Annotated in this window: 26 protein-coding genes and 1 tRNA gene; 17 read left to right on the top strand and 10 right to left on the bottom strand. The window is 45.1% G+C overall.

All coding sequences use genetic code 11. The features are described 5' to 3' along the window. Positions 1–8: 8 nt before the first annotated feature. Positions 9–1,094: a TRAP transporter substrate-binding protein gene (locus C2756_RS09620; RefSeq protein ID WP_215295829.1), complete on the bottom strand. Its 1,086-nt coding sequence runs from the start codon at positions 1,092–1,094 to the stop codon at positions 9–11. Between the two features lie 331 nt (positions 1,095–1,425). Here C2756_RS09620 and C2756_RS09615 point away from each other — a divergent pair, with 331 nt between their 5' ends. Further along, the gene (locus C2756_RS09615; RefSeq protein WP_215318950.1) at positions 1,426–3,096 is read left to right on the top strand and encodes an MFS transporter; all 1,671 of its coding nucleotides are present in this window, start codon (positions 1,426–1,428) and stop codon (positions 3,094–3,096) included. Between the two features lie 64 nt (positions 3,097–3,160). On the opposite strand, the gene C2756_RS09610 is transcribed toward C2756_RS09615, so the two are convergent. Further along, positions 3,161–3,772, bottom strand: a complete 612-nt coding sequence (locus C2756_RS09610) for an MOSC domain-containing protein (RefSeq protein ID WP_215318948.1) — start codon at positions 3,770–3,772, stop codon at positions 3,161–3,163. Between the two features lie 16 nt (positions 3,773–3,788). Next, complete coding sequence (locus C2756_RS09605) at positions 3,789–4,109, bottom strand: DUF6150 family protein (RefSeq protein ID WP_215318946.1); 321 nt, start codon at positions 4,107–4,109, stop codon at positions 3,789–3,791. 277 nt (positions 4,110–4,386) lie between these two features. On the opposite strand from C2756_RS09605, the gene C2756_RS09600 reads away from it, so the two are divergent. Continuing rightward, complete coding sequence (locus C2756_RS09600) at positions 4,387–4,956, top strand: SRPBCC family protein (protein ID WP_251372044.1); 570 nt, start codon at positions 4,387–4,389, stop codon at positions 4,954–4,956. Positions 4,957–4,970: 14 nt separating this feature from the next. Here the strand turns inward: C2756_RS09600 and C2756_RS09595 are convergent, their stop codons facing one another. Further along, positions 4,971–5,360 carry a hypothetical protein gene (locus C2756_RS09595; protein ID WP_215318945.1) on the bottom strand — a complete coding sequence of 130 codons (390 nt, stop codon included), beginning with the start codon at positions 5,358–5,360 and terminating at the stop codon, positions 4,971–4,973. Positions 5,361–5,547: 187 nt separating this feature from the next. On the opposite strand from C2756_RS09595, the gene C2756_RS09590 reads away from it, so the two are divergent. The 8 genes from C2756_RS09590 (at position 5,548) to C2756_RS09555 (ending at position 11,675) form a co-directional block, all read left to right on the top strand. Beyond that, positions 5,548–5,624, top strand: a tRNA-Met gene (locus C2756_RS09590). A 60-nt stretch (positions 5,625–5,684) separates the two neighbouring features. Further along, positions 5,685–6,218 (top strand): DUF2878 domain-containing protein, encoded by a 534-nt coding sequence (locus tag C2756_RS09585; RefSeq protein WP_215295805.1) that lies wholly within the window; start codon positions 5,685–5,687, stop codon positions 6,216–6,218. 119 nt (positions 6,219–6,337) lie between these two features. Then, complete coding sequence (gene recA, locus C2756_RS09580; RefSeq protein ID WP_215295804.1) at positions 6,338–7,429, top strand: recombinase RecA; 1,092 nt, start codon at positions 6,338–6,340, stop codon at positions 7,427–7,429. Between the two features lie 17 nt (positions 7,430–7,446). After that, positions 7,447–7,965: a recombination regulator RecX gene (gene recX, locus C2756_RS09575; protein WP_215318943.1), complete on the top strand. Its 519-nt coding sequence runs from the start codon at positions 7,447–7,449 to the stop codon at positions 7,963–7,965. A gap of 188 nt (positions 7,966–8,153) precedes the next feature. After that, a complete protein-coding gene (sucC, locus tag C2756_RS09570; protein ID WP_215318941.1) occupies positions 8,154–9,323 on the top strand; it encodes an ADP-forming succinate--CoA ligase subunit beta in 1,170 nt (389 codons plus the stop codon). A gap of 15 nt (positions 9,324–9,338) precedes the next feature. Beyond that, entirely contained in the window at positions 9,339–10,232 is an 894-nt protein-coding gene (gene sucD / locus C2756_RS09565; protein ID WP_215295801.1) for a succinate--CoA ligase subunit alpha, read from the top strand. 95 nt (positions 10,233–10,327) lie between these two features. Next, a complete protein-coding gene (locus C2756_RS09560) occupies positions 10,328–11,032 on the top strand; it encodes a TerC family protein (protein ID WP_215318939.1) in 705 nt (234 codons plus the stop codon). Positions 11,033–11,153: 121 nt separating this feature from the next. Next, entirely contained in the window at positions 11,154–11,675 is a 522-nt protein-coding gene (locus C2756_RS09555; protein ID WP_215318937.1) for a pilin, read from the top strand. A gap of 62 nt (positions 11,676–11,737) precedes the next feature. Here the strand turns inward: C2756_RS09555 and moaC are convergent, their stop codons facing one another. Next, positions 11,738–12,214, bottom strand: a complete 477-nt coding sequence (moaC, locus tag C2756_RS09550; RefSeq protein ID WP_215318935.1) for a cyclic pyranopterin monophosphate synthase MoaC — start codon at positions 12,212–12,214, stop codon at positions 11,738–11,740. 23 nt (positions 12,215–12,237) lie between these two features. On the opposite strand from moaC, the gene C2756_RS09545 reads away from it, so the two are divergent. After that, positions 12,238–13,941 (top strand): M48 family metalloprotease, encoded by a 1,704-nt coding sequence (locus C2756_RS09545; RefSeq protein ID WP_215318933.1) that lies wholly within the window; start codon positions 12,238–12,240, stop codon positions 13,939–13,941. Positions 13,942–13,957: 16 nt separating this feature from the next. Here C2756_RS09545 and C2756_RS09540 read toward each other — a convergent pair whose 3' ends face one another. From C2756_RS09540 to C2756_RS09520, 5 genes are read right to left on the bottom strand one after another with little or no spacing between them, the layout of a single operon-like run. Then, positions 13,958–14,572: a DUF2946 family protein gene (locus tag C2756_RS09540; protein WP_215318931.1), complete on the bottom strand. Its 615-nt coding sequence runs from the start codon at positions 14,570–14,572 to the stop codon at positions 13,958–13,960. 5 nt (positions 14,573–14,577) lie between these two features. After that, positions 14,578–15,012, bottom strand: a complete 435-nt coding sequence (locus tag C2756_RS09535) for a nuclear transport factor 2 family protein (RefSeq protein ID WP_215295795.1) — start codon at positions 15,010–15,012, stop codon at positions 14,578–14,580. 20 nt (positions 15,013–15,032) lie between these two features. Continuing rightward, complete coding sequence (gene waaF / locus C2756_RS09530) at positions 15,033–16,067, bottom strand: lipopolysaccharide heptosyltransferase II (RefSeq protein ID WP_215318930.1); 1,035 nt, start codon at positions 16,065–16,067, stop codon at positions 15,033–15,035. 51 nt (positions 16,068–16,118) lie between these two features. Further along, positions 16,119–16,307, bottom strand: a complete 189-nt coding sequence (locus C2756_RS09525) for a zinc-finger domain-containing protein (RefSeq protein ID WP_215295793.1) — start codon at positions 16,305–16,307, stop codon at positions 16,119–16,121. 33 nt (positions 16,308–16,340) lie between these two features. Beyond that, entirely contained in the window at positions 16,341–17,264 is a 924-nt protein-coding gene (locus tag C2756_RS09520) for a branched-chain amino acid transaminase (RefSeq protein ID WP_215318929.1), read from the bottom strand. A gap of 209 nt (positions 17,265–17,473) precedes the next feature. Here C2756_RS09520 and C2756_RS09515 point away from each other — a divergent pair, with 209 nt between their 5' ends. The 6 genes from C2756_RS09515 (at position 17,474) to C2756_RS09490 (ending at position 23,894) form a co-directional block, all read left to right on the top strand. Further along, positions 17,474–18,685 carry a phosphoglycerate kinase gene (locus tag C2756_RS09515; protein WP_215297500.1) on the top strand — a complete coding sequence of 404 codons (1,212 nt, stop codon included), beginning with the start codon at positions 17,474–17,476 and terminating at the stop codon, positions 18,683–18,685. Positions 18,686–18,687: 2 nt separating this feature from the next. Further along, positions 18,688–20,124, top strand: a complete 1,437-nt coding sequence (pyk, locus tag C2756_RS09510) for a pyruvate kinase (RefSeq protein ID WP_215318927.1) — start codon at positions 18,688–18,690, stop codon at positions 20,122–20,124. A gap of 52 nt (positions 20,125–20,176) precedes the next feature. After that, positions 20,177–21,241 carry a class II fructose-bisphosphate aldolase gene (gene fba / locus C2756_RS09505; protein WP_215295790.1) on the top strand — a complete coding sequence of 355 codons (1,065 nt, stop codon included), beginning with the start codon at positions 20,177–20,179 and terminating at the stop codon, positions 21,239–21,241. A 7-nt stretch (positions 21,242–21,248) separates the two neighbouring features. Further along, complete coding sequence (locus C2756_RS09500) at positions 21,249–22,142, top strand: phosphoribosylaminoimidazolesuccinocarboxamide synthase (RefSeq protein WP_215318926.1); 894 nt, start codon at positions 21,249–21,251, stop codon at positions 22,140–22,142. Positions 22,143–22,210: 68 nt separating this feature from the next. Beyond that, the gene (gene purE, locus C2756_RS09495; RefSeq protein ID WP_215318924.1) at positions 22,211–22,705 is read left to right on the top strand and encodes a 5-(carboxyamino)imidazole ribonucleotide mutase; all 495 of its coding nucleotides are present in this window, start codon (positions 22,211–22,213) and stop codon (positions 22,703–22,705) included. Positions 22,706–22,709: 4 nt separating this feature from the next. Next, positions 22,710–23,894 carry a 5-(carboxyamino)imidazole ribonucleotide synthase gene (locus tag C2756_RS09490; protein ID WP_215318922.1) on the top strand — a complete coding sequence of 395 codons (1,185 nt, stop codon included), beginning with the start codon at positions 22,710–22,712 and terminating at the stop codon, positions 23,892–23,894.

Raw genomic sequence — 23,894 nt, 5'->3', positions numbered from 1 at the left:
ATAAGTCCTTATTTGACTGGATTAGTCAACATGAAGCTCATCAGTGTTTGCTCAGCAACTTTATTCCACAGCATTTGATCGTTGCGGAATTTTTTCCAAGGTTCGTAAATCTTCTTGAATGATGGATTCTTGGCTGCTTCTTCTTCATACATTTCGAATGCCGCATTGGATGCCGCTTTCATAATGTCTGTTGAATAAGATTGCAGCTTCACACCATTCTTAATTAAGCTTTGCAAAGCGATTGGGTTTTTGTAGTCGTACTCGGCCATCATGTCAATGTTGCACTCCGCACATGCTGAGGCCAAAGCTTCTTGATATTGCTTAGGTAACTTTTCCCATTCTTTGATGTTGACATACATGGAGTACATCGAACAAGCTTCCCACCATCCTGGGTAGTAGTAGTAAGGAGCAATTTTGTAAAAGCCTAGTTTTTCATCGTCGTAAGGACCAACCCACTCAGCCGCATCAATCACACCCTTTTCAAGCGCTGGATAAATATCGCCACCGGCAATCTGTTGTGGAATTGCGCCTAAGCGGGACATCACTTCGCCACCAAGACCGGCAATACGCATCTTCAGACCTTTTAGGTCAGCAACAGTCTTCACTGGTTTTTTAAACCAGCCACCCATTTGAGTGCCGGTGTTACCTGCTGGGAAAGAAATAATGTTGTAGTCACGCAAGAACTCGCGTTGGAGTTTCAAGCCACCGCCCCAATACATCCAAGCATTTTGCTGGCGCTGATTCATACCAAACGGAACGGTCGTATCAAAAGCGAACGTTTTATTTTTGCCTACAAAGTAGTAGCCGGCAGTATGAGTACATTCCACAGTACCCTGTTGTACTGCATCAACCGTACCGAAGGCTGGGACGATTTCACCTGCACCAAAAATACGAATTTGGAACTTGCCATCGGTCAGTGCGGCTACTCGCTTGGAGATAAATTCACCACCACCGTAAATGGTGTCTAGGCTTTTAGGAAAGCTAGAGGCGCAGCGCCACTTCACTTCTGGCATAGATTGTGCAATGGCGGGTGCAGCCAATACTCCAGCAGCAGCGCCGATTGCGGTTTTACCTAGAAAGTCACGTCTTTTCATTTGAAATGCTCCTTATGTAATATTTTTGGCGGCATATTGAGCTATGCCTTTTTAATAACTTCAGAGACTATTAAATCGAAGTGCAAATAGACAAATTCTGGGTGTTGCACTTGGTTTTTCGAATATGCACCTTGATTGGGCAACTTGCTATGAAATAGTGCAAATCCATGATGTCATCATGGATTAAGTGTATTGCATTAAATATGCAGTTTTCGGGAATACCCCGACTGAATTTCATGAGTAATTACCCTAAGTGTTGGATTTCTTTGAATTTTTTTAAGGATAATCGACGAGTTGTTTTTTTATTTCTATAAATAGTTAGGAGCTACTGATGTCAACATCAACTAAAGCAGCCCCAATGACCGCTGCAGAGCGCAAAGTTATTTTTGCTTCCTCTTTAGGTACGGTTTTTGAGTGGTATGACTTTTACCTTTACGGTTCTTTGGCTGCCGTTATTGCCAAGCAGTTCTTCTCAGGATTAGATGCTGGCTCTGCCTTCATTTTTGCCTTGTTAGCTTTTGCCGCTGGTTTCATCGTGCGTCCATTTGGCGCATTGGTGTTTGGCCGCTTAGGCGATTTGATTGGCCGTAAGTACACCTTCTTGGTCACTATTATGCTTATGGGTGGCGCAACCTTCATCGTGGGTATTCTGCCTAACTATGCATCTATCGGTGTTGCTGCCCCAGTCATCTTGATTGCATTGCGTATGCTGCAAGGTTTGGCCTTAGGTGGTGAGTACGGTGGTGCTGCTACTTATGTTGCAGAGCATGCCCCTCATGGTAAGCGCGGTGCATATACAGCTTGGATTCAGACAACCGCTACTCTGGGTTTGTTCCTCTCCTTGCTTGTGATTTTGTTTACACGTGAATTCACTGGTCCAGACTTTGAGGTTTGGGGCTGGCGCGTTCCTTTCATTGCTTCTATCGCTTTGTTGGCAATTTCTGTATGGATTCGTTTGTCCATGAATGAATCACCAGCTTTCAAGAAGATGAAAGATGAAGGTAAGTTGTCTAAAGCACCTTTGACAGAATCATTTGGTCAATGGAAGAACTTGAAGATCGTGATCTTGGCATTGTTTGGTCTAGTTGCAGGTCAAGCAGTGGTTTGGTACACAGGCCAGTTCTATGCTTTGTTCTACCTCACCCAAGTGATGAAGGTAGATGCTAAAACTGCGAACTTGTTGATTGCTGCTTCATTGGTTATCGGCACACCATTCTTCGTAGTATTTGGCGCCTTGTCTGACAAGATTGGCCGTAAAGTGATTATCATGGGCGGCTTGTTATTGGCGATCATTACTTACATTCCAAATACGCCAGTTTCAGTATTTAATGCCTTGACTCACTTCTCCAACCCACAGTTAGAGAAGGCAATGGCAACTGCACCAGCTTCTATTACGGTTGATCCAACTGAATGTACCTTCCAGTTCAACCCAACCGGCACTGCGAAGTTCACAAGCTCTTGCGATATCGCAAAACAAGTGATGGCTTCAAACTCTGCTAGCTATTCCACCGTTGCCGGTGCTGCTGGTAGTACAGCGATTGTGAAGATTGGCGATACTGAAATCACTGGCTACTCCTCCAAGGCTATGGCTCCAGCAGATGCAAAAGCCAAAGATGCAGAGTTCAAGAAAGAAATTCGTGATGCATTGAATGCTGCCGGCTACCCTGCTAAAGCTAACCCAGCTGAGGTTAACCATGTTGCGGTATTGGCCTTGTTAGTATTTTTGGTGATTTTGGTAACCATGGTTTATGGCCCAATCGCAGCGATGCTCGTTGAGATGTTCCCAACTCGGATTCGCTACACCTCGATGTCCTTGCCATACCATATTGGTAACGGTTGGTTCGGTGGCTTGTTGCCAACGATCTCCTTCGCCTTGGTTGCGCAGAACGGTAATATTTACTACGGTCTCTGGTATCCAATCATTATCGCTACGATGACATTGGTAATCGGTGTACTGTTTGTTAAAGAAACCAAAGATGTAGATATCTATGCACGTGACTAATTAGATGTAAAGCATCTTTAGTTTGTAGTATCTAAAAGCCCGATCACAAAATGATCGGGCTTTTTTATTCCCACAAATCTTTTTGATTGCGATTGTTTAGTAACTTTTGATTTTGCTGAGCAATTGAAATATCTCTTGCTCCAGGAACAAGAGTAATCTGTGCTCCGGCAGCCAAGATGCCAGTCTTGATGACTCTGAGATACCAGCCACTAAAGCCCGACTGGAGCATCGCTTTACTAGCACCTTTATAGCCCACTGCTGCATTGAACTTAAAGCAGGGTTCACGCAGTTTGACTACAGAAAATTCTAGATCGCCAATCAGTAATGCATCGCCAACGTAGACCTCGCTCTCGAGCAAACCTTCGATGGTGAAGTTTTCTCCGATAGCTCCATGTTGGAGAGCAACTTCTTTTTTAGTTTCACGGCTGAGTAGCTCGTTCCAAAAAGCGTAGTGTTCGGCTGGATAGACGTAGATCGCTTTTTCAATGCCACCATGAACATTCAAGTCAGCCTGCTCATCACTCTGCACTCCAAGAGTAGTAATTTCAACTGAAATGGGATTTTGTAAATTACTAATACTCTTTTTATGAATTGCCGAAGCGACTAATTTGTAATCGGGGTGGTGATTGCCAAACAAAGGCAAAACTTTTCCTACTGAAATTGAAATGAGTTTCATGCTTTAAGTTTCTTTGTTAGTAACGGCAGCGTGCATCACTTTTGTATTTTGTGAAATACACAATAAGGTCGGCATCGGATTTGTATTGGGTGTAGTAGATAGTGGCTCGCGCATCACTTTTATATTTTGTATAAAACCATACCCCTGGTTCCTTGTCGCTGGAGTATTGGGTTTCGTAGACGATGCAGTTCGCTTCAGACGGGTACTTTGTAACAAAGACCTTAGCATTGGCTTCTGATGGATAGTTAGTAATGAAGATTTGGGCTGCAGAAGCGCCAAGAGGCATCAAAACACTCAAGAACACTAAGACAAGCCGTTTTTGGAAATCTCTTTTCATGCATCTATATTACGATTTCTTAGAAGGGTAGCTGCAGATTAGAGTAAATGAGCTATTTCTTAGAAAAAGGGTGCCAAGATCGATTCTTTAGAGCAAACTCATTGCACTTTAAGCCTCATAATGCACTCTTATTTTTGAGGATCGAATATGACAGCTATTGACTAGATTCATAAACTTGTCATATGAACAGCGGAGCATCTAGGCACCCTCAATATCTAAGTCAAGAGAGAATATGTCAGGTCAAAATCCTGCCTTTACAATTTAGTATGAAAATTAAATGATGAAATGGATTGTTTGCCTATTCTTATTTATCAGCGCACTGCATAGTCACGCACAAGAAAATGCGAATCCATATGATGTGCAAGTAAGTGTCATTTCAGAAGATGGATACTTCAAAATTCAGGCTAGTTATGCAGTGCCAATCGATATCTGTGCTGCCTATGCTTTTATTACTGACTATGAGGGGGCCAAGAGTATTCCTGGGATTGTTGAATCGAAAGTGATATCACGGACTCGTAATAAAGTACGTGTTCAAAGGTTAATTAGAGAGCAGATACTCTTTTTTCCGGTTGAAATGAAATCACTCATGGAATACACAGAGACCCCAAATAAACTGATTACTTTTGAGCAGCTAAGCGGTGATAACAAACAATATCGAGGGTCTTGGAGGCTTAGCGAGGGAAAGGATAAGACGCTTTTTAGGTATGAAGCGATTGTGGAGCCGCACTCCATCATTCCATCCCTGGTGATTGAGTATTTCGTGAGAAATAGTATTCGTAGCCGATTCGAATTGATGGCACAAAGAGCAGCGCAAGCGAAGTTTACTGAATACTTTGCTTGTAACTAAGCTACGTCATTCTTTTAATTCAGGATCGGCTTTTCGCATCTACCAATAAATTCTGCTCGAGCAATAGTGCGTTCGTTAGGGTTTATCTTTTCACCAATAGACCAAGTGGCATCAATTTCGGCAAATGAGAGCGTAATTGTATTGTAAATAATACGTTTACGCTGCCTTGCCCCGTTGGACTCTTTGATCAAATTGCAGCTAATGATGTTGGATTGCTGGGTACACTCATAATCATCGATTTTGTAATCTTTAATCTTGTAGGTTCGCGTCACCTGAGGTGTAACAATTTCTTTTTTTGCTTCCGTCTTAATAACGGCGCCGTAACAGCTTAGCGTGAGGTTGTCAGGTTTTTGCGAGCAAGCAATTAGTGCGCTAACAAAGATTAGTGTTACCAATAGTTTCACAACAACCCCTTTATATTTTTTATAACTATAAGTGATTTCTCCCCCCCCGCTACTTTTAGGTCCCGATCGCTTTTAAATAGAGGTTAGATGAGGTTTGCGTAAGGTAGCGGCGAAACTAATCAGCGTTATCAGCACAGTCAGCTTCATTTAGACAGCACCCCTTCTATTGTTTTATAATCATCAGTTCGGCGAATTAGCTCAGCTGGTTAGAGCGACGGAATCATAATCCGCAGGTCCGGGGTTCAAATCCCTGATTCGCCACCAAATCTACAGGCCATTGCCCACCGGCAGTGGCTTTTTTCTTAGGCTGGCTAGAATTCATATATGGCTAAATTTTGGAACTTTGTCTTTTTTCAAGCTGGTTGGTTTGCTTGTGTATTGGGTGCAGCTAATCAGCAGGTGCTATGGCCGGTAATTGGTACTTTGGCCTATATAGCGTTTCATGCATGGCGCTCTCCATCCCCTAGAGCCGAATTGAGCCTCCTATTAAAAGCCCTCTTCTTTGGAATTTGTACTGACTCCCTCATCATGTATTTAGGCTACTTGGATTTCCGAGATGATTGGCCTTCTCCCTTTCTATCCCCTTTATGGATGTGGACTCTTTGGGTGTTAGTGGCCACTACCGTAAACGGTTCCTTATCTTGGTTGCGGGGTAGACCCATCTGGGCAGCCGTATTGGGCGCTATTTCTGGCCCCCTTTCCTATGAGGCTGGCATTCGATTAGGGGCTGGAGGATGGGGTCCCGGAGGTCAAATCACGGGTTTTATCCTAGTTGGCGTCGTATGGGCGATTGCAATGCCTCTCTTTTTCTATTGGGACCGCACCCCAATCGAGCAGGGACTAGTAAAAAATCTGTAAATTCCCTTGAAAAGTCGCTTGCAAATACTACTGTTTTTATATACAGTAAATCCTAAGTTGTTAAACAGTAGATGAAACTTCGGGAAAAAGCCCAATACACAGTGAAAAAGGAATAAAAAATGGCCTTAGATGACAAAAGAAAATCAGCTTCCTCAGAATTTGAGGGGATGAGTGGAGATAAGCAAAAGGCGTTAACAGCAGCCTTAGCGCAAATTGAGAAACAATTTGGCAAGGGCTCGATCATGAGATTGGGCGATGCTGAAATTAGCCAAGATATTCAAGTGGTATCGAGTGGCTCACTTGGCTTGGATATTGCCTTGGGAGTTGGCGGTCTAGCACGTGGTCGTGTGATTGAAATCTACGGTCCAGAATCATCCGGTAAAACAACCTTAACTTTGCATGCGATTGCAGAAATGCAAAAGCTTGGTGGTACTTGCGCATTTATCGACGCTGAACATGCTTTAGATGTTCAGTACGCATCCCGCTTAGGTGTGGATGTGAATAATTTATTGATTTCTCAACCAGACACTGGTGAGCAAGCTTTAGAAATCGCAGATGCTCTAGTGCGCTCCGGCTCAATCGATTTGATCGTCATTGACTCCGTTGCAGCTTTGGTTCCCAAAGCTGAGATTGAAGGCGATATGGGCGACTCATTGCCCGGCTTGCAAGCTCGCTTGATGAGTCAAGCATTGCGTAAATTGACTGGCGCTATCAAGCGCACTAACACCACCGTGATCTTTATTAACCAAATTCGCATGAAGATTGGTGTGATGTTTGGTTCGCCAGAGACTACTACTGGTGGTAATGCACTGAAGTTCTACGCTTCTATGCGCTTAGATATTCGCCGTATTGGTAGCATTAAGAAGGGTGACGAAGTCGTTGGTAATGAAACCCGTGTGAAGGTTGTGAAGAACAAAGTTTCTCCTCCATTCCGCGAGGCCATTTTTGACATCATGTACGGTGCCGGTATTTCAAGAGAGGGTGAAATCATTGATATGGGTGTTGAAGCCGATATCGTTGAAAAGTCTGGCTCTTGGTATAGCTACAACGGCGATCGTATTGGTCAGGGTAAAGACAATGTGCGCGATTTCCTGAAAGAGAATCCAGCGATTGCTAAAGATATCGAAGCAAAAATTCGCGAGAAACTAGGCGTCAAATCTGGTTCTGCAGTAGTGACCGATGTCTTAAGTGAGGAAGAGGAAGTCGAATAACTGCGTTGAATCATTCGATGTCAGAATTAGCTAGTAAAAAACCTAAACAAAGCCCGAGTCTCAAAGCTCGGGCTTTGCGTCTTTTATCGCTCCGAGAATATAGTCGCAAAACTTTAGCCGCCAAGTTGGCCGAATCAGAGGCTAGATGGGCAAGGTTGGGCGCTGAGCAACTGAAGCAAACCTCGCAAGTTACCACTCTTAGTATTGAGGCTGTTTTGGATGATTTTGAGACTCGTGGTTGGTTATCCGACGAGCGATTTGCGGAAGCCTTGGTGCGAAGGCGTAGTGAGCGATATGGGACTCGAAAAATTGCTGATGAGCTAGAGAGGGCGGGGGTGGGTTCGGAGCAATCAGCCAAGCTCCTTGGGGCTTTAAAGGAGACTGAATTTCAGCGGGCATATGAACTTTGGGCAAGAAAATACGGGGAAAAAGCCCAGGATCAAAAAGAACGCGCAAGGCAATATCGGTTTTTGGCGTCTAAGGGTTTTAGTTCAGATGTGGTGGCCAGAATAATTGGCGGTCAAAGTCCTGATTAGGGCAATTACGGATCAAAAATTGCCATTTGCGGCATTGCAACATGATAGACTTATGAAGTCGGTCAAGCCGTTCGCATTTATTCAAATTTGGCTAATTTAGCTATTTCTCGAGTAAGTATGGGATCAAGGCAATATCGGTTTTACTAATCCTCATCGCTTGCTACAAAAGATACCGTTTCGGAGTAATTATGAAAATTCACGAGTACCAGGGCAAAGAACTTCTGCGCCAATTTAATGTGCCTGTTCCAAATGGCATTCCTGCATTTAGTGTAGATGAAGCTATGAAGGCTGCTGAAAAGCTCGGCGGTCCAGTATGGGTTGTGAAGGCTCAAATTCATGCTGGTGGTCGTGGCAAAGGCGGTGGTGTGAAGTTGGCGAGAAGTATGGATGACGTAAAGAAGTACGCATCCGAAATTTTGGGTATGCAACTCAAGACTCACCAGACAGGCCCAGAAGGTCAAAAAGTCAATCGTCTTTTAATTGAAGACGGTGCAGATATCAAAAAAGAGTATTACTTCAGTATCGTTACAGACCGCGCGACACAAAAAAATGTGATCATGGCTTCTAGCGAAGGCGGCATGGATATTGAGGAAGTCGCTGCGTCTCATCCAGAAAAAATTATCAAAGTGTTTGTAGATCCATTGATTGGAATGACGGATCCTGACTGCGATATCGTTGCAAAAGGTATTGGTGTTCCTGAAGCCTCTATTCCGATGGCTCGTGATGTATTCAAAAACTTGTACAAAACCTATTGGGATACCGATGCTTCATTGGTTGAAATTAACCCATTGATTCTTGAAGGTAATGGCAAGATCAAGGCTTTGGACGCTAAGTTCAACTTTGATCCAAACGCATTATTCCGTCATCCAGAAATCGTTGCTTACCGCGATATCGATGAAGAAGATGCTGCTGAGATTGAAGCTTCTAAATTTGATCTGGCTTACATCTCCTTAGATGGCAATATTGGCTGTCTCGTAAACGGCGCTGGTTTAGCAATGGCAACCATGGATACGATTAAGTTATTCGGTGGCGAGCCTGCAAACTTCTTAGACGTTGGCGGGGGTGCTACTGCAGAAAAAGTGACCGAAGCATTCAAGATCATGCTCAAGAACAAGAGTGTTGAAGCCATTTTGGTCAACATCTTCGGCGGGATTATGCGTTGCGATGTGATCGCTGACGGCGTTGTTACTGCTTGTAAGGCAGTAAACCTCACAGTTCCTTTGGTAGTGCGCATGAAGGGCACTAATGAAGAGTTGGGCAAGAAAATTCTTGTGGACTCTGGTTTGCCAATCATTAGCGCCGACTCAATGGCTGAAGCCGCTACTAAGGTAGTTGCCGCTGTTGCCAAAAACAAATAATCCAGGAATTTCAATATGTCTATTTTGATCAATAAAAACACCAAAGTCATTACACAGGGTATTACTGGTAAGACCGGTCAGTTCCATACTGAAAAATGTCAGGAATACGCAAACGGTAAAAACTGTTTCGTTGCTGGCGTAAATCCTAAAAAGGCTGGCGAGTCTATTTTTAATATTCCAATTTATGCGACTGTTAAAGAGGCTGCGGCCCAAACTGGTGCAACTACTTCTGTCATTTATGTTCCACCTCCAGGCGCAGCCGCTGCAATCTGGGAAGCAGTTGAAGCTGACCTCGATTTCGTGATCTGTATTACAGAAGGTATTCCAGTACGCGACATGCTGGAAGTGCGTAACAAGATGAAAGCTAAAGAAGCTAAGGGCGGCAAGAAAACTTTGTTACTTGGCCCTAACTGCCCAGGAATTATTACTCCTGATGAAATCAAGATCGGTATCATGCCAGGCCATATTCACAAGAAAGGTCGTATTGGTGTTGTGAGCCGCTCTGGAACTTTGACATACGAAGCGGTTGGTCAATTGACTGCAATTGGCTTGGGCCAATCTACTGCAGTAGGTATTGGTGGCGACCCGATTAATGGTTTGAAGCACATTGATGTGATGCGCATGTTTAATGAAGATCCAGAAACAGACGCTGTCATTATGATTGGTGAAATCGGTGGGCCTGATGAGGCTGAGGCAGCTCGCTGGTGTAAAGACAATATGAAGAAACCAATAGTTGGCTTTATTGCAGGCGTTACTGCCCCTCCAGGTAAGCGGATGGGTCATGCAGGCGCGTTAATTTCTGGGGGTGCAGATACAGCTGATGCTAAGCTTGCTGTGATGGAAGAGTGTGGTTTCAAGGTGACAAAGAACCCATCGGAAATGGCTGCATTATTAAAAGCTATGTTGTAATGAGCGGTCAGAAAAGGATGCTGAATATTCAGTATCCTTTTTCGTAGTAATCAGTAATTAAAAAGAAGTTAAAACATAAAAACGTAGGAGACATCATGGATTTTTCGGCATTTTCTGACGCTACTTTTTGGGCGGCACTCTTATCAATTATTGTTGCGAATATTTTGTTATCGGGTGATAACGCAGTAGTGATTGCTTTAGCATCACGTAACCTGCCGCCAGCCCAGCAAAAGAAAGCCATTTTTTGGGGTAGCGCAGCAGCGATTATTTTGCGTGTAGTACTAACCATTACTGCAGTGGCCTTACTAACGTTGCCTTATCTAAAAATCGTCGGCGGTTTATTGCTGCTGTATATCGGCATTCAGTTATTGTCTGATAGCGGCGGGGAAGAGCATATGGAGGCTAAGACAAGTATTTGGGCGGCCATACGTACAATCTTGATTGCAGACTTAGTCATGAGTTTGGATAACGTTTTAGCTGTAGCCGCGGCCGCACAAAAGGGTCCAGAAGAAACTCGTTTATTGCTTCTGATTATTGGACTTGGAATGTCTATCCCATTAATCATTTTTGGCAGCGCTATGTTGTTAAAGGTGATGGAGCGTTTCCCAATCATTATTACTTTGGGTGCTGGTTTATTAGGCCTTCTAGCTGGTGGTATGTTGGTTGATGATCCAGCTATTAAAGATAGTATCCAAGAGGCATTAGGTGATGCAAAGCTCGCCTTTGAGGTGATTGGTGTCGCAATTGTTATTTTGGTTGGAACCTATTTAAAGAAAAAGAATGCTCACAAAGAAGCGTAAATTTCTTTCCAGGTAATCAGAAAAGCCGGCCTTGAAAGCCGGCCTTTTTACTTCTTAGCCTCATTGAGTTCAAGAGGTATAGACTGGATGATGAGGTATTTCACCTCAGGAGCTAGAAGATATGCAAAGTAAAAATCAGGACAAGCAGGGACAACAAGAGACTCATCAAGAGTCTGGCTTTACGCTGATAGAAGTCATGGTGGTAGTGGCGATCATCGGTATTTTAGTTGCGGTAGCAGTCCCCCAGTATCAAGACTATATTGCTCGTAGCCGAGTTATTGAAGGCATGAATCTCTCCTCCAGCGCCAAGCTTGCCGTAACAGAAGCATTTGCTAGTCGTGGAACCGTGCCTATGGATGAAGCTACAAGCGGATCTTTCACCTTTACGCCAACACGAAGCGTTAAATTGATTGAAGTTACCCCATCAGGGGCAATTGCGATTGATTACCAAATTAGTGTGGCGCCTGAAGGTAAAAATACATTGCACCTTGTTCCCACCAACGAGCCAGATGTAAACTCGCCTAAGCCAATTGATTTGTCAAAACCTGAGGGCTCAACTTGGGCTGGAGGTTGGTCATGCAGATCGACTGAGACCAATCTAATTTCTCAGTTACTACCTTCTGAGTGCAGAATTAGTAAATAAAGATTTCTTCTGTAACTATTGATGGGTAAGCCACCTTCGGGTGGCTTTTTAATGAGCTGTTATTATTCAGCCTTCCATTCCCCAGATTTACCGCCACTTTTTTCCAACAGCTTGACATCACTCATCACCATGCCACGGTCTACTGCTTTGCACATGTCATAGATTGTGAGAAGGGCAACTTGGACTGCGGTGAGGGCTTCCATTTCTACGCCCGTTGGCCCCGTAGTTTCGGCCCTAACTTGGCAAGCGATGCTGCTCGTTTTTTGATCTGGTTGAAATTCGAGGTTAACGTGAGTGAGTGCCAGTGGATGACACAGAGGAATCAGATCCGAAGTTCTTTTGGAAGCTTGAATACCTGCAATACGAGCAATTCCTAAAACATCACCCTTTTTATGGGTGCCAGCCTCAACCATTTTAAAGGTCTCCGGAAGCATCGTAATAGTCCCGGTAGCAATTGCTATGCGATGAGTATTGGGCTTATTGCCAACATTTACCATGTGGGCTTGGCCACTGGCATCAAAATGAGTTAGTTTGTTCATGGGATAAGTTTTACCATATAGGGATGCAAGATATAAAGTCTGTTAAAAATATTTCGGTTTGGCAGCGTCTTTTAGCGATGCACCTCGTTCTGGGGCTGGCTTGTACTGGGACTACTCCTCTGTATGCCGCACCTGCTACTGGAGATGTTTCTGTAGAGGGAAATTCTGCCGCCATCCAAAATATTGGTCGGGCGATGCAGTCTCCAGATGCCCGTCCTGCTAATGCTCCAACACGCAATACTCTTCAAAGTCAGCCAACGATTATTTTGCCTGACATGGGTGATCCAGGCGGTGATGCTTTAAGTCGGGTAGACGAGCGAAGATACGGTGAGTTGATCATGCGCCAAATTAGGCCTGACGCAGATTATTCAAATGATTTGCCTATATATGACTACCTCAATCAAATGGAGCGCCGCTTATTACAGGCCGCTAAAAAATTACAACTTGGTGGTGCGAACGAACAAGGTAGCGGCGCCTATAACTTTGAAGTATTTGCGGTTAAAGATAGCAGCATTAATGCGTTTGCCTTACCGGGCGGCTTTATTGGTTTTCATACTGGTTTGATAGTCAGTGCAGAGTCGGACTCTGAAGTTGCTTCAGTCATGGGTCATGAAACAGGTCACGTCTTGCAGCGCCACCTAGCCAGACAAATGGATAAGCAGACAACAAATACCATGATTGCGATTGCTGGCATGGTATTAGGTGCATTGGCGATGTCACGCAATCCTCAGGCCGCTGCTGGCTTAATGCAGGGTGGTCAAGCCGCAGCAATCAATAATCAACTGTCTTATTCAAGAGATGCAGAGCGTGAGGCGGATCGTATTGGCTTTCAGATTTTGGATGCCAGTGGATATGATGTGAATGGTGCCCCCGGTTTTTTTCAGCGTTTGCAAAAAGCGACTGGCATTATGGATAAGGGCGTACCAGCATATGTGCGCACTCACCCTTTAACTACTGATCGTATCGCTGATATGCAGGATCGCGCACGTACTGTTCCTTCTCGTAATGTACCAACTGCTGTTGAGTTTTATTTTATTAAGGCGCGCGCTCGAATGGAGCAGGCTGGTAGCTCGAGTGGGCTCTACGACTTAAAAAATACTTTTGATAGTCTCAGTAAGCAGCAACCAATTAGTAAACAGATGGAAGGCTTTTATGGGCTTTCACTCATCGCTCAGCGTCAGGGTAAATGGGATCAGGCAGAAGTCGATTTACAACAGGCTCGCAATTTAGCGCAAAAGGCTAGTGCACCGGGCTCGCCGATTCAGCGTCAAAGTCTATCCCTTGAGATTACCGCCTCAGAGCTTGCTTTGGCTAAGGGTAAAAAAGAAGAAGCTTTACAGATTGCACAGGCTGCATTGCGTGCTTATCCTCAGTCTTACGCTGCTGGAGCAGCCATGGTGAATGCCGAGCTCAAGACGGGTCGCACTAATGATGCGATTGCTTGGCTAAAGTCTCGCACCAGATCCCAGCCAAATGAAATTGTTTGGTGGAGCATGCTATCAAATGCGTATGATCAGGCAAATAATGTGCCTATGCGTCACTATGCTTTGGGTGAGAAATATGCGCTTGAGGGTGCTTGGCCATCTGCAATTGAGCAACTCAAAATTGCTCGCAGTGCCGGTGGCTCAGATTTTTACCAAGGTTCGAGCATTGATGCGCGTCTTCGTGAAATGCAAAGGCAATACCAAGATGAGCTCAAAGAGCAGGGTAAACAACTTCCTGGGTAGGTTTAGGTTTTTGGAGTTAAGGCTTTGGTTGTTTCACGAAACCAAATCGCTTAGCTAGCTCTTCGGAATATATTGGGTCTAGAGGTAATTGTTCGCCATGCCAATTCCAAGATCCACCGAAACTACAGGCCTCTTCGCGAAGCTGGGCTAGCTCGGAAAATTGATCTAAATCATGATCATGCAAAAGGGCAATGCTAGCGTGTTCTTCGACTTCAAACTGTTGGGTCTTAAGGTCTTGATAAATTGCTTGCTTAATCGATCCAAGAATATAGATACTGCCATTCTCATCACTAAGCGCAGCGCTTGGTTTCATTTGCGTTTGACATTGGGTTATGAGTTGCTGGCCTTGTTCGCTAGGGATGATCCGGACAATCCAAGGCGTTGCTACTAGGCTAATGAAAACCCGTTGCGGACCATTCTGGAAAAAGAATCTTCCTAATTGGTCGCTCGCGTAATTGCGGGAGATGAATTCATTTAAAGCAGTATGTTGAATGACCTGACCTGGTAATTTATTTTGTTGTGAAAATTCGTCAATCATCCGCCATTGACCACGGCGATCTAAGTCTAACCAGCCAAAACAATCTGGCACATTGGGCCATTTAATGAGCGAGCGCAGTACTTGCTCGTCCATATTAATTAATGCAAGCCGTGTGGAGTAGAGGGTGCATCAAACGTGTCATCCGTTGAACGACTAGCATGCAGGTGAGCAATACGCCAACCTTGACTATCTTGTAACAGTACTAAAGTGATGTTGAGAAAAAATTCAGCCTCGACTTGATCTGCTCTTAGGTGAACGGCTTCTGTAGTGTCATACACCGCCGCTCCAAGAATAGAGTGGCTAATACAAGCAATTGGCTCTAAAAATAAGGCTTGTTTAGATAACAGTCTTTCTAAACCTTCACGAATTTCTGCGTGACCACTGAGACGATGTCCCTCAGGAAGTACGCAAGTGATGGAGTCATCATCCAACCAAATGTCTAATGCACCTTTAACGTCTCGATGACGCAGAGCATCACGCCAAGCCTCAACCACCTCATCTGCATTGTGAAAGAGTCTGGCTAGTTTGGTCATGGCTCATGTTTCCTGAGAATTTATTGCAAGGTATTCAGTGTAGCCAAAACTTGCTGCGGCAGGATGTTATTGAGGCACCGTAAGTGACCTAATGGACAGATCTTTTGGTGACAAGGGCTGCAGGGAAGATTAAGCCAAAGCACTTTAGCCTTATCAGATAAGGGCGGAGTGTGCGCGGGGTCGCTCGACCCAAAAATGGCTACCTGAGGAGTTTTCAGCGCCGCTGCAATATGCATTAATCCAGAGTCATTACTCACTACTGCCTTAGCTATGCCAATCAGAGCAATCGCTTCATCCAACGAAGTGCTGCCACACCAGTTATGTATGTTCGAGTGAAGGCCGGTTTCTGCTTGAATGTTTTGTGCAATTTCTTGATCACCTTTACCACCCAAAAGAATAATTTGGGCGTTTGCATCTTCTTCAAGAATATTTTTTGCAAGCTGAGCGAAATGCTTGGTAGGCCAGCGCTTTGTGGGACCGTATTCAGCACCTGGGCAGAATACAAAAAGAGACTTGGGGTTGATGTTGGCCCCCGCCAATTTTTGCTCTACGGACCGCTTTGCAAGAGATGAAATATTAAGTGTTGGTCTTAATGTGGATGATGAATTTTCTTCGTCATCTTGTAAGAGCTGACTAAGGGCGAGGTAGTGCTCTACCATCGGTGGGCGATTGATTTTGCTTGGGTTATCCAGTGATAAATTAATTAAGCCATAACGAAGTTCACCGCGATACCCAATACGGAATGGAATGTTCGCCAGCCAGGGAATGAGAGCAGATTTAAAGCTATTGGGTAAAACAAAGCAGGCTTGATAGTTTTTAGATTGAAGATCTTTTGCTAGCTGCTTGCGCAATCTCCACTGTAATTGCTGATGCTCAAACTTTGCTTCAATGACTTCGTTCACTGCATGACAGGCCCGATAAATAGGCGCAACCCAGGTGCTAGCAAGTACATCTATTTTTGATTCTGGATATTGCGCCTTAAGCCTTGTCAATAAAGGCTGTGTCATGACAGCATCCCCAATCCAGTTGGGAGCGATGATCAGAATACCTTGCATGTGATGTATCCCGACTCAGCACCCCGAGTTAGTCGGAGGTGCTGATAAGGCTTAGTGCCCGTGTGGCTCTGTGCCAGGAATGAGTTTGTACTCAGCGCCGCAATACGGACACTTTGCTTCCCCGGTTTTAGTGATATCCAAAAATACCCGTGGATGAGAGTTCCATGCAGGCGTTTTATTGGTAGGGCAATGTAATGGTAGATCTTTACCATCCACCATCATTGCTTGAGCTTGAGTCATGTTCTACTTCCTATTAGCTAAATTTGATTTAACTTATTTAACGTAAGTAAGCCAGGATTTGTAATTGTCGCTTCTGCCATAGACCGCATCGAAATAGATCTTCTGAATTTTTTCAGTGATAGGGCCGCGCTTACCGTCACCAATCGTCCGGTCATCAAGTTCACGAATTGGTGTCACTTCTGCGGCGGTGCCAGTAAAGAAGGCTTCATCAGCAGAGTAGATCTCATCGCGAGTGATACGTTTTTCACGCAACTCAAGTCCCATGTCTTTCACAATCTGAATGATCGAGCCACGGGTGATGCCGTCAAGACAGGAGGCTAAGTCAGGCGTGTAAATAATGCCATTACTGATCATAAAAATATTCTCGCCAGAGCCTTCAGAAACATAACCCTCGGTATCAAGCAATAACGCTTCGTCGTATCCATTGGCGGTGACTTCTTGATTAGCCAGAATGGAGTTGATGTAATAGCCAGATGCTTTGGCGCGCACAAGTGAAGAATTCACGAAGTGGCGGGTAAAGGAAGAGGTTTTAACGCGAATGCCTTTATTGAGGCCATCTTCGCCTAAATAAGCACCCCATTCCCATGCGGCGATGGCAGTATGAATACTATTGCCTTTAGGGGAGATGCCCAGTTTTTGGGAGCCAATAAAGATGATGGGGCGGATATAGCAGGATTCCAGCTTATTGCTGTTCACTACGTCAATAATGCCTTTAGTGATCTCTTCCTGGCTATAAGGCATGTTCATTTGGAAGATCTTGGTGCCATTAAAGAGACGTTTAACGTGCTCTGGGAGGCGGAAAATCGCGGTACCTTGGGGGGTTTTATAGGCACGAATACCTTCAAATACGCCCATGCCGTAATGTAGGCTATGGGTTAGAACGTGAATATTGGCCTCACGCCAAGGAATTAGCTTCCCATCGGACCAAATAAAGCCATCGCGGTCGGACATCGACATTTTCTCTACCTTTTATGTCTATAGGCTATATGTAACAGCGGATTAATCGGGATGCCAGGTCAGGGGGTTTTAGGCCTTTTGACTCAAAGTGCGTCCAAAGCTCTATTGTAGAGCAGGCTGCCGAGTCAGATGCTTGGGTCCTTCGGTGTGGCAGGGCTAGAGGATTTAGAATGGAGTTTTCCCATAAATCACCATATTTAGCCATCTTCATGCCGGAATCCTTATTTAAAGTTAAGCGTTTAAGCGAATTAGCCCAATCAGGCCAATTAAAGGGAAAACGGGTCTTCATTCGCGCTGACCTCAATGTGCCGCAAGACGAGGCTGGAAATATTACCGAAGACACTCGTATTCGGGCATCCATGCCAGCGGTACAAATGTGTTTGGATGCTGGCGCAGCGGTGATGGTCACTTCACATTTAGGTCGACCCACTGAAGGTGAATTTAAGCCTGAAGATAGTTTGGCTCCGGTAGCAGATCGCATTGCCACTTTACTCAATCGTAAAGTACCTTTGATTAGTAATTGGGTAGATGGCGGCTTTGAAGTCAATCCAGGCGAAATAGTTCTTTTAGAAAACTGCCGTTTAAATGTTGGTGAAAAAAAGAATAATGATGGGTTAGCAAAAAAAATTGCTGCTCTGTGTGATGTATATGTAAATGATGCCTTTGGCACAGCACATCGTGCTGAGGCAACCACGAATGGGGTGGCGAAGTTTGCACCGATTGCTTGTGCTGGGCCACTAATGGCGGCTGAGTTAGATGCTTTGAGTCGTGCGTTAGCAAGTCCGAAGCGCCCGCTCGTAGCGATTGTGGCAGGCTCTAAAGTGTCTTCTAAGTTGACCATTCTCAAAGCACTCTCTGAAAAAGTAGATGAGTTGATTGTTGGTGGTGGTATTGCGAATACATTTATGTTGGCGAAGGGCTTGTCAATTGGGAAGTCTCTTGCTGAGCCAGACTTGGTTAATGAGGCCCGAGAAATCATGGATCTCATGGAAAAGCGTGGCGCACATGTGCCCATTCCCGAAGATGTCGTGGTCGCGAATGAACTCTCGCCACTAGCTCGCGCAAACCGTGTACCTGCAGATCAAGTTGCAGAAGATGACATGATCTTGGATATTGGCCCCAAGACGGCGGCACGTTTATCGATCATGCTTGCGCATGCTGGCACGATCGTTTGGAATGGTCCTCTCGGTGTATTTGAGATTGACCAGTTTGGTGGCGGTACGAAAATGTTGGCTGCAGCAATTGCTCATTCACCTGCATTCTCGATTGCAGGTGGTGGCGATACTTTGGCAGCGATTGCCAAGTATGGTATTGAAAATCAAGTGGATTACATCTCAACTGGCGGGGGCGCTTTCTTGGAATTTCTCGAAGGCAAAACCCTCCCAGCCTTTGCAGTTCTTGCCGAAAGGGCGAAAGACTAATTATGCTTAGAGCGACCAAAATTATTGCAACCTTAGGGCCAGCATCAGAAAAGCCTGAAGTTTTACGCGACATGATTCGTGCGGGTGTTGATGTGGTCCGCATGAATTTTTCACACGGCACCGTGGCAGATCATAAGGCACGTCACGATTTAGTCCGCAGCATTTCTGCTGAGGTCGGCAGAGAAGTTGGCATCATGGCCGATCTGCAAGGACCAAAGATTCGTGTTGGCAAATTTGTGGACAGCAAAATTTTGCTGAAAGAGGGCGAGAAATTTATTCTCGATGTGGCTTGTGAGCTTGGCAATCAAGAACGTGTTGGCCTCGACTATAAAGAACTGCCTAGCGATGTGAAGTCGGGCGATCGTCTTTTATTAAATGACGGTCTAGTTGTACTCCGTGTTGAAAGTGTTAAGGGCGGAGAAATTTTCACGCTCGTGGAGCAAGGTGGCCCGCTCTCAAATAATAAAGGCATTAATCGTGCTGGCGGTGGCTTAACTGCACCCGCTTTGACTGAAAAAGATATTGCTGACTTGGATGCAGCCATTGCAATGGGCGTTGATTTTTTAGCGATCAGCTTCCCTAAAGATGGTGCTGATATGGCTTACGCGCGCAAGTTAGCAGATGCTGCTAGCGTTAAGTATGGCGTTGGTAAGGTAAGAACAATTGCTAAAGTAGAGCGTGCAGAAGCGATTGAGCCTGAAGCATTAAAAAGCATTATTGCTGAAAGCGATGGCATCATGGTTGCCCGTGGTGACCTAGCGATTGAAGTTGGCAATGCCGCAGTACCAGCTTTGCAAAAACGCATGATTGCATGGGCTCTTGAAGCCGATAAATTCACAATCACTGCCACCCAAATGATGGAGTCCATGATTAATGCTCCAGTGCCAACGCGTGCAGAAGTCAGCGACGTGGCAAACGCAGTGCTAGATGGTACTGATGCCGTTATGCTTTCTGCTGAATCTGCCGCTGGCATGTATCCAGTTCAAACCATCAAAGCGATGGCAGAGATCTGTGTGGAGGCGGAGAAGTCAGATCGCGTCAAAATAGATACCGATTTCTTGGATCAAACCTTTACGCGCATTGATCAAACGATTGCCTTAGGCGCTTTATTTACCGCTCATCACCTCAATGCAAACGCGATTGCTGCTTTGACTGATTCAGGTTCAACGGCAATTTGGATGAGTCGTCACAATATTCATGTGCCCATCTTTGCATTGACCTCTAAGATTGCCACTCAACGTGCCTTAAGTACTTACCGTAATGTCACGCCAATTGGCTTGGATTACACCAAGGATCGTGACACTGCCTTGCAGGAAGTGGAGGCATGCTTAAAGAAATTAGGCGCAGTCAAAAAAGGTGATACGGTGGTATTAACTTCTGGTGAGCCAATGGGTGAGCCCGGCGGCACCAATACCCTCAAGATCATTCATGTGAAGTAATTCACCACTCATCAAATTTAACTATTTACTCAATACACATTAAGAGAACATCATGGCTTTAGTATCTTTACGACAACTCTTGGATCATGCTGCCGAAAATGGCTATGGCTTACCAGCTTTCAACGTCAATAACTTAGAGCAAGTGACTGCGATTATGGAAGCTGCAAATGAGGCTGATTCTCCAGTGATCATGCAAGCATCCGCTGGCGCTCGTAAATATGCTGGTGAAGCCTTCTTGCGTCATCTGATATCTGCAGCAGTTGAAGCTTATCCTCACATCCCAGTAGTGATGCATCAGGATCACGGTCAAAGCCCAGCAGTCTGTATGGCTGCTATCAAGAGCGGTTTTACGAGTGTCATGATGGATGGCTCCCTAGAGGCTGATGGCAAATCTGTTGCAAGTTATGAATACAACGTAGATGTTTCTAGAGAAGTCGTGAAGTTCTCTCACTCTATTGGCGTTACCGTTGAAGCTGAGCTTGGCGTATTAGGTTCTTTAGAAACCATGCAGGGCGACAAAGAAGATGGCCATGGTGCTGATGGCAAGATGACTCGCGAGCAATTGTTAACGGATGTGGAGCAGGCTGCGGACTTTGTGAAGGCAACTCAGTGTGATGCCTTGGCTATTGCGATTGGTACCAGTCATGGGGCCTATAAATTCACCAAAAAACCTACGGGCGATATTTTGGCAATTGATCGTATTAAAGAAATCCATGCGCGTATTCCGAATACCCACCTGGTAATGCATGGCTCCTCTAGCGTGCCACAAGAGTTGCTCGCTGAGATTCGTGAGTTTGGTGGTGATATGAAAGAAACCTACGGTGTGCCAGTTGAAGAGATTCAAGAGGGCATCAAGAATGGTGTTCGTAAGATCAACATTGATACCGATATTCGTTTGGCGATGACGGGTGCTATCCGTCGTTATCTGTTTGAGAACCCAAGCAAATTTGATCCACGTGATTATCTGAAGCCAGCCCGTGAAGCAGCTAAGAAAGTTTGTATTGCGCGTTTCCAAGCATTTGGTTCTGCTGGCCAAGCTTCTAAAATTAAACCGATTCCTTTGGAAAAAATGGCTGAGCTGTATAAGAGCGGCAAGTTAGCTCAGATCGTCAAGTGATTTAAATATGCCCGCTCTATACGCAACTTCGATTAAGTCATTGCCTTTGCTGTCCAAAGGCAAGGTACGTGATGTCTATGCACTGGGCGATGATAAGCTTCTCATGATTACAACGGATCGCTTATCTGCGTTTGATGTAGTGATGGGCGAGCCTATTCCAGAAAAAGGTATTGTCCTCAATCAAATGGCTAACTTTTGGTTTAATAAGTTAAGCAAGGTAATCCCAAACCATTTGACTGGTATCGATCCTGTAACTGTCGTCGCAGCTGATGAAGTGGAGCAAGTTAAGGGGCGCGCAGTAGTTGCGAAGCGTTTAAAGCCTATATTAGTTGAGGCAGTGGTGCGAGGCTATCTTGCTGGTAGCGGTTGGAAGGATTACAAAGACACCGATAAAGTTTGTGGCATTGCATTGCCCGCTGGATTAGAGAACGCCCAAAAATTGCCCAAACCTATTTTCACTCCTGCCGCTAAAGCTGAAGTTGGTGAGCATGATGAAAATATTTCCTTTGAAAAGGTTATTGAGTTGATTGGCGAAAAATTAGCCAATCAAATTCGTGAAGTCAGCATTCGTCTTTATCAAGAAGCTTCTGAATATGCTGCTACTCGCGGAATCATCATTGCCGATACGAAGTTTGAGTTTGGTCTGGATGATGCCGGTCAATTGGTTTTAATGGATGAGATTCTCACGGCAGATTCTTCACGTTTTTGGCCAGCTGAGACCTATTACGTGGGCTCAAACCCACCGTCCTATGACAAGCAGTTTGTGCGTGATTGGCTGGAAACTGCGCAGGTAAATGGCCAGCTATGGCCTAAGACAGCGCCTGCCCCGCAATTACCCGCTGAAGTGATTGAAAAGACCGCTCAAAAGTATCGTGAAGCCCTGAGTCGCTTAACTGAGTAGGCCTAACTCAGGGATAATAGAGTCCTCAATAGATATTGATTCGATAGTTAGGGCATTTGGAGAGGTAAATGAGCAAGAAGCCAATAGTCGGAATAGTGATGGGTTCCAATTCAGATTGGGATACCATGCAGCACGCCGCTCAGATGCTTGAGCAATTTGGTATTGCTCACGAAGCAAAAGTACTCTCCGCACACCGCATGCCCGATGATATGTTCCAGTATGCTGAAAACGCCCAAGCTAATGGCTTGCAAGCCATCATTGCTGGTGCAGGTGGAGCAGCTCACTTACCAGGTATGCTGGCCTCTAAAACAATTATTCCGATTTATGGTGTTCCAGTCGCCAGCAAATATTTGCGTGGTGAAGACTCTTTATATTCGATCGTACAAATGCCAAAGGGTGTTCCTGTAGCAACCTTTGCGATTGGCGAAGCTGGTGCAGCAAACGCCGCCTTGCACGTCATTGCCGGCTTAGCCTTGCATGATGCTGATTTGGCTAAGCGTCTTGAAGAGTTCCGCGTGAAGCAATCCGATACCGCGCGTTCTATGAACTTGCCGGGATATTAATTACATGGCAGAGCGCATGGAACCCATTTTGCCGGGTTCGTATTTAGGAATATTAGGTGGCGGTCAATTAGGGCGGATGTTCACTCAGGCTGCTCAAGCGATGGGCTACAAAGTTTGCGTTCTAGACCCGGGTTCTGATAGTCCCGCAGGCTCCATTGCTGAAAAATTTATCCAAGCTGATTACACCGATTCTGCAGCTTTAAAGGAAATGGCATCTCTCTGCTCAACTGTGAGTACTGAATTTGAAAATGTTCCTGCACAAGCATTAGATGAGTTGGAATCTTTAGGTGTTTTTGTTGCTCCTCGTAGTAGCTGTGTTTCTTTGGCGCAGAACCGGATTGCTGAAAAAAATTTCTTGGCTACCTGGAAGTCTGAAACCAATATTGGGCCAGCTCCAAACTTTGTCATTGAGCACGATGCTGATATTGCGCATACGCCAGGAGAACTGTTCCCTGGGATTTTGAAAACAGCTCGCATGGGTTATGACGGTAAGGGTCAAATCACCGTCCTTGCTGCTGCTGACTTGCCCGCTGCCTGGGCTGAGCTAGGTAAAGTGCCTTGCGTATTAGAAAAACGTATGGAATTGGACTTTGAGGTCTCTGCCTTAGTGGTCCGGGGCTATGACGATACGGTAGTTGCTTATCCTGTCTCTCAAAATATTCATCGCGATGGTATTTTGCATACCTCTACGGTCCCAGCACCATCCTTAAAGCCTGCTCAAGAAAAGAAAATTATTGAAGCGGCCAAAGCGCTGATTCGGAAGATTGATTATGTAGGCGTACTGTGTATTGAATTTTTCATTCTGAAGAATGGCGACATCGTTGCTAATGAGATCGCACCACGCCCCCATAACTCCGGTCACTACACCATGGATGCTTGTGTGAGTAGTCAATTTGAGCAGCAAGTCAGAGCTATGGCTCGCTTGCCATTAGGTGACACTCGTCAATTGGCGCCTGTTTCGATGTTAAATCTTCTAGGCGACCTTTGGTTCGAGGGTAGCGAAGATCAGGCAAAAGAACCTGCTTGGGATAAAGTGCTTGCGCATCCCGATGTGAAGTTACACCTCTATGGAAAATCAGCCCCCCGTATTGGCAGAAAAATGGGACACATTAATTGCTTAGGTGAAGTTTTAAATGAAGCACGCCAAAATTGTGCAGCTGTTGCTACTGAATTAGGTATCGAGCCCTAG

It is taken from the genome of Polynucleobacter sp. UB-Siik-W21, assembly GCF_018687415.1.
GTDB lineage: Bacteria > Pseudomonadota > Gammaproteobacteria > Burkholderiales > Burkholderiaceae > Polynucleobacter.
This window is presented reverse-complemented; position numbering and strand designations above follow the sequence as displayed.

Bases quoted from the DNA above. Each gene is read 5' to 3' on its own strand.
- C2756_RS09620 (WP_215295829.1), bottom strand. From the start codon at position 1,094: ATGAAAAGACGTGACTTTCTAGGTAAAACCGCAATCGGCGCTGCTGCT.
- C2756_RS09615 (WP_215318950.1), top strand. From the start codon at position 1,426: ATGTCAACATCAACTAAAGCAGCCCCAATGACCGCTGCAGAGCGCAAA.
- C2756_RS09610 (WP_215318948.1), bottom strand. From the start codon at position 3,772: ATGAAACTCATTTCAATTTCAGTAGGAAAAGTTTTGCCTTTGTTTGGC.
- C2756_RS09605 (WP_215318946.1), bottom strand. From the start codon at position 4,109: ATGAAAAGAGATTTCCAAAAACGGCTTGTCTTAGTGTTCTTGAGTGTT.
- C2756_RS09600 (WP_251372044.1), top strand. From the start codon at position 4,387: ATGATGAAATGGATTGTTTGCCTATTCTTATTTATCAGCGCACTGCAT.
- C2756_RS09585 (WP_215295805.1), top strand. From the start codon at position 5,685: ATGGCTAAATTTTGGAACTTTGTCTTTTTTCAAGCTGGTTGGTTTGCT.
- recA (WP_215295804.1), top strand. From the start codon at position 6,338: ATGGCCTTAGATGACAAAAGAAAATCAGCTTCCTCAGAATTTGAGGGG.
- recX (WP_215318943.1), top strand. From the start codon at position 7,447: ATGTCAGAATTAGCTAGTAAAAAACCTAAACAAAGCCCGAGTCTCAAA.
- sucC (WP_215318941.1), top strand. From the start codon at position 8,154: ATGAAAATTCACGAGTACCAGGGCAAAGAACTTCTGCGCCAATTTAAT.
- sucD (WP_215295801.1), top strand. From the start codon at position 9,339: ATGTCTATTTTGATCAATAAAAACACCAAAGTCATTACACAGGGTATT.
- C2756_RS09560 (WP_215318939.1), top strand. From the start codon at position 10,328: ATGGATTTTTCGGCATTTTCTGACGCTACTTTTTGGGCGGCACTCTTA.
- C2756_RS09555 (WP_215318937.1), top strand. From the start codon at position 11,154: ATGCAAAGTAAAAATCAGGACAAGCAGGGACAACAAGAGACTCATCAA.
- moaC (WP_215318935.1), bottom strand. From the start codon at position 12,214: ATGAACAAACTAACTCATTTTGATGCCAGTGGCCAAGCCCACATGGTA.
- C2756_RS09545 (WP_215318933.1), top strand. From the start codon at position 12,238: ATGCAAGATATAAAGTCTGTTAAAAATATTTCGGTTTGGCAGCGTCTT.
- C2756_RS09540 (WP_215318931.1), bottom strand. From the start codon at position 14,572: ATGGACGAGCAAGTACTGCGCTCGCTCATTAAATGGCCCAATGTGCCA.
- C2756_RS09535 (WP_215295795.1), bottom strand. From the start codon at position 15,012: ATGACCAAACTAGCCAGACTCTTTCACAATGCAGATGAGGTGGTTGAG.
- waaF (WP_215318930.1), bottom strand. From the start codon at position 16,067: ATGCAAGGTATTCTGATCATCGCTCCCAACTGGATTGGGGATGCTGTC.
- C2756_RS09525 (WP_215295793.1), bottom strand. From the start codon at position 16,307: ATGACTCAAGCTCAAGCAATGATGGTGGATGGTAAAGATCTACCATTA.
- C2756_RS09520 (WP_215318929.1), bottom strand. From the start codon at position 17,264: ATGTCGATGTCCGACCGCGATGGCTTTATTTGGTCCGATGGGAAGCTA.
- C2756_RS09515 (WP_215297500.1), top strand. From the start codon at position 17,474: ATGCCGGAATCCTTATTTAAAGTTAAGCGTTTAAGCGAATTAGCCCAA.
- pyk (WP_215318927.1), top strand. From the start codon at position 18,688: ATGCTTAGAGCGACCAAAATTATTGCAACCTTAGGGCCAGCATCAGAA.
- fba (WP_215295790.1), top strand. From the start codon at position 20,177: ATGGCTTTAGTATCTTTACGACAACTCTTGGATCATGCTGCCGAAAAT.
- C2756_RS09500 (WP_215318926.1), top strand. From the start codon at position 21,249: ATGCCCGCTCTATACGCAACTTCGATTAAGTCATTGCCTTTGCTGTCC.
- purE (WP_215318924.1), top strand. From the start codon at position 22,211: ATGAGCAAGAAGCCAATAGTCGGAATAGTGATGGGTTCCAATTCAGAT.
- C2756_RS09490 (WP_215318922.1), top strand. From the start codon at position 22,710: ATGGCAGAGCGCATGGAACCCATTTTGCCGGGTTCGTATTTAGGAATA.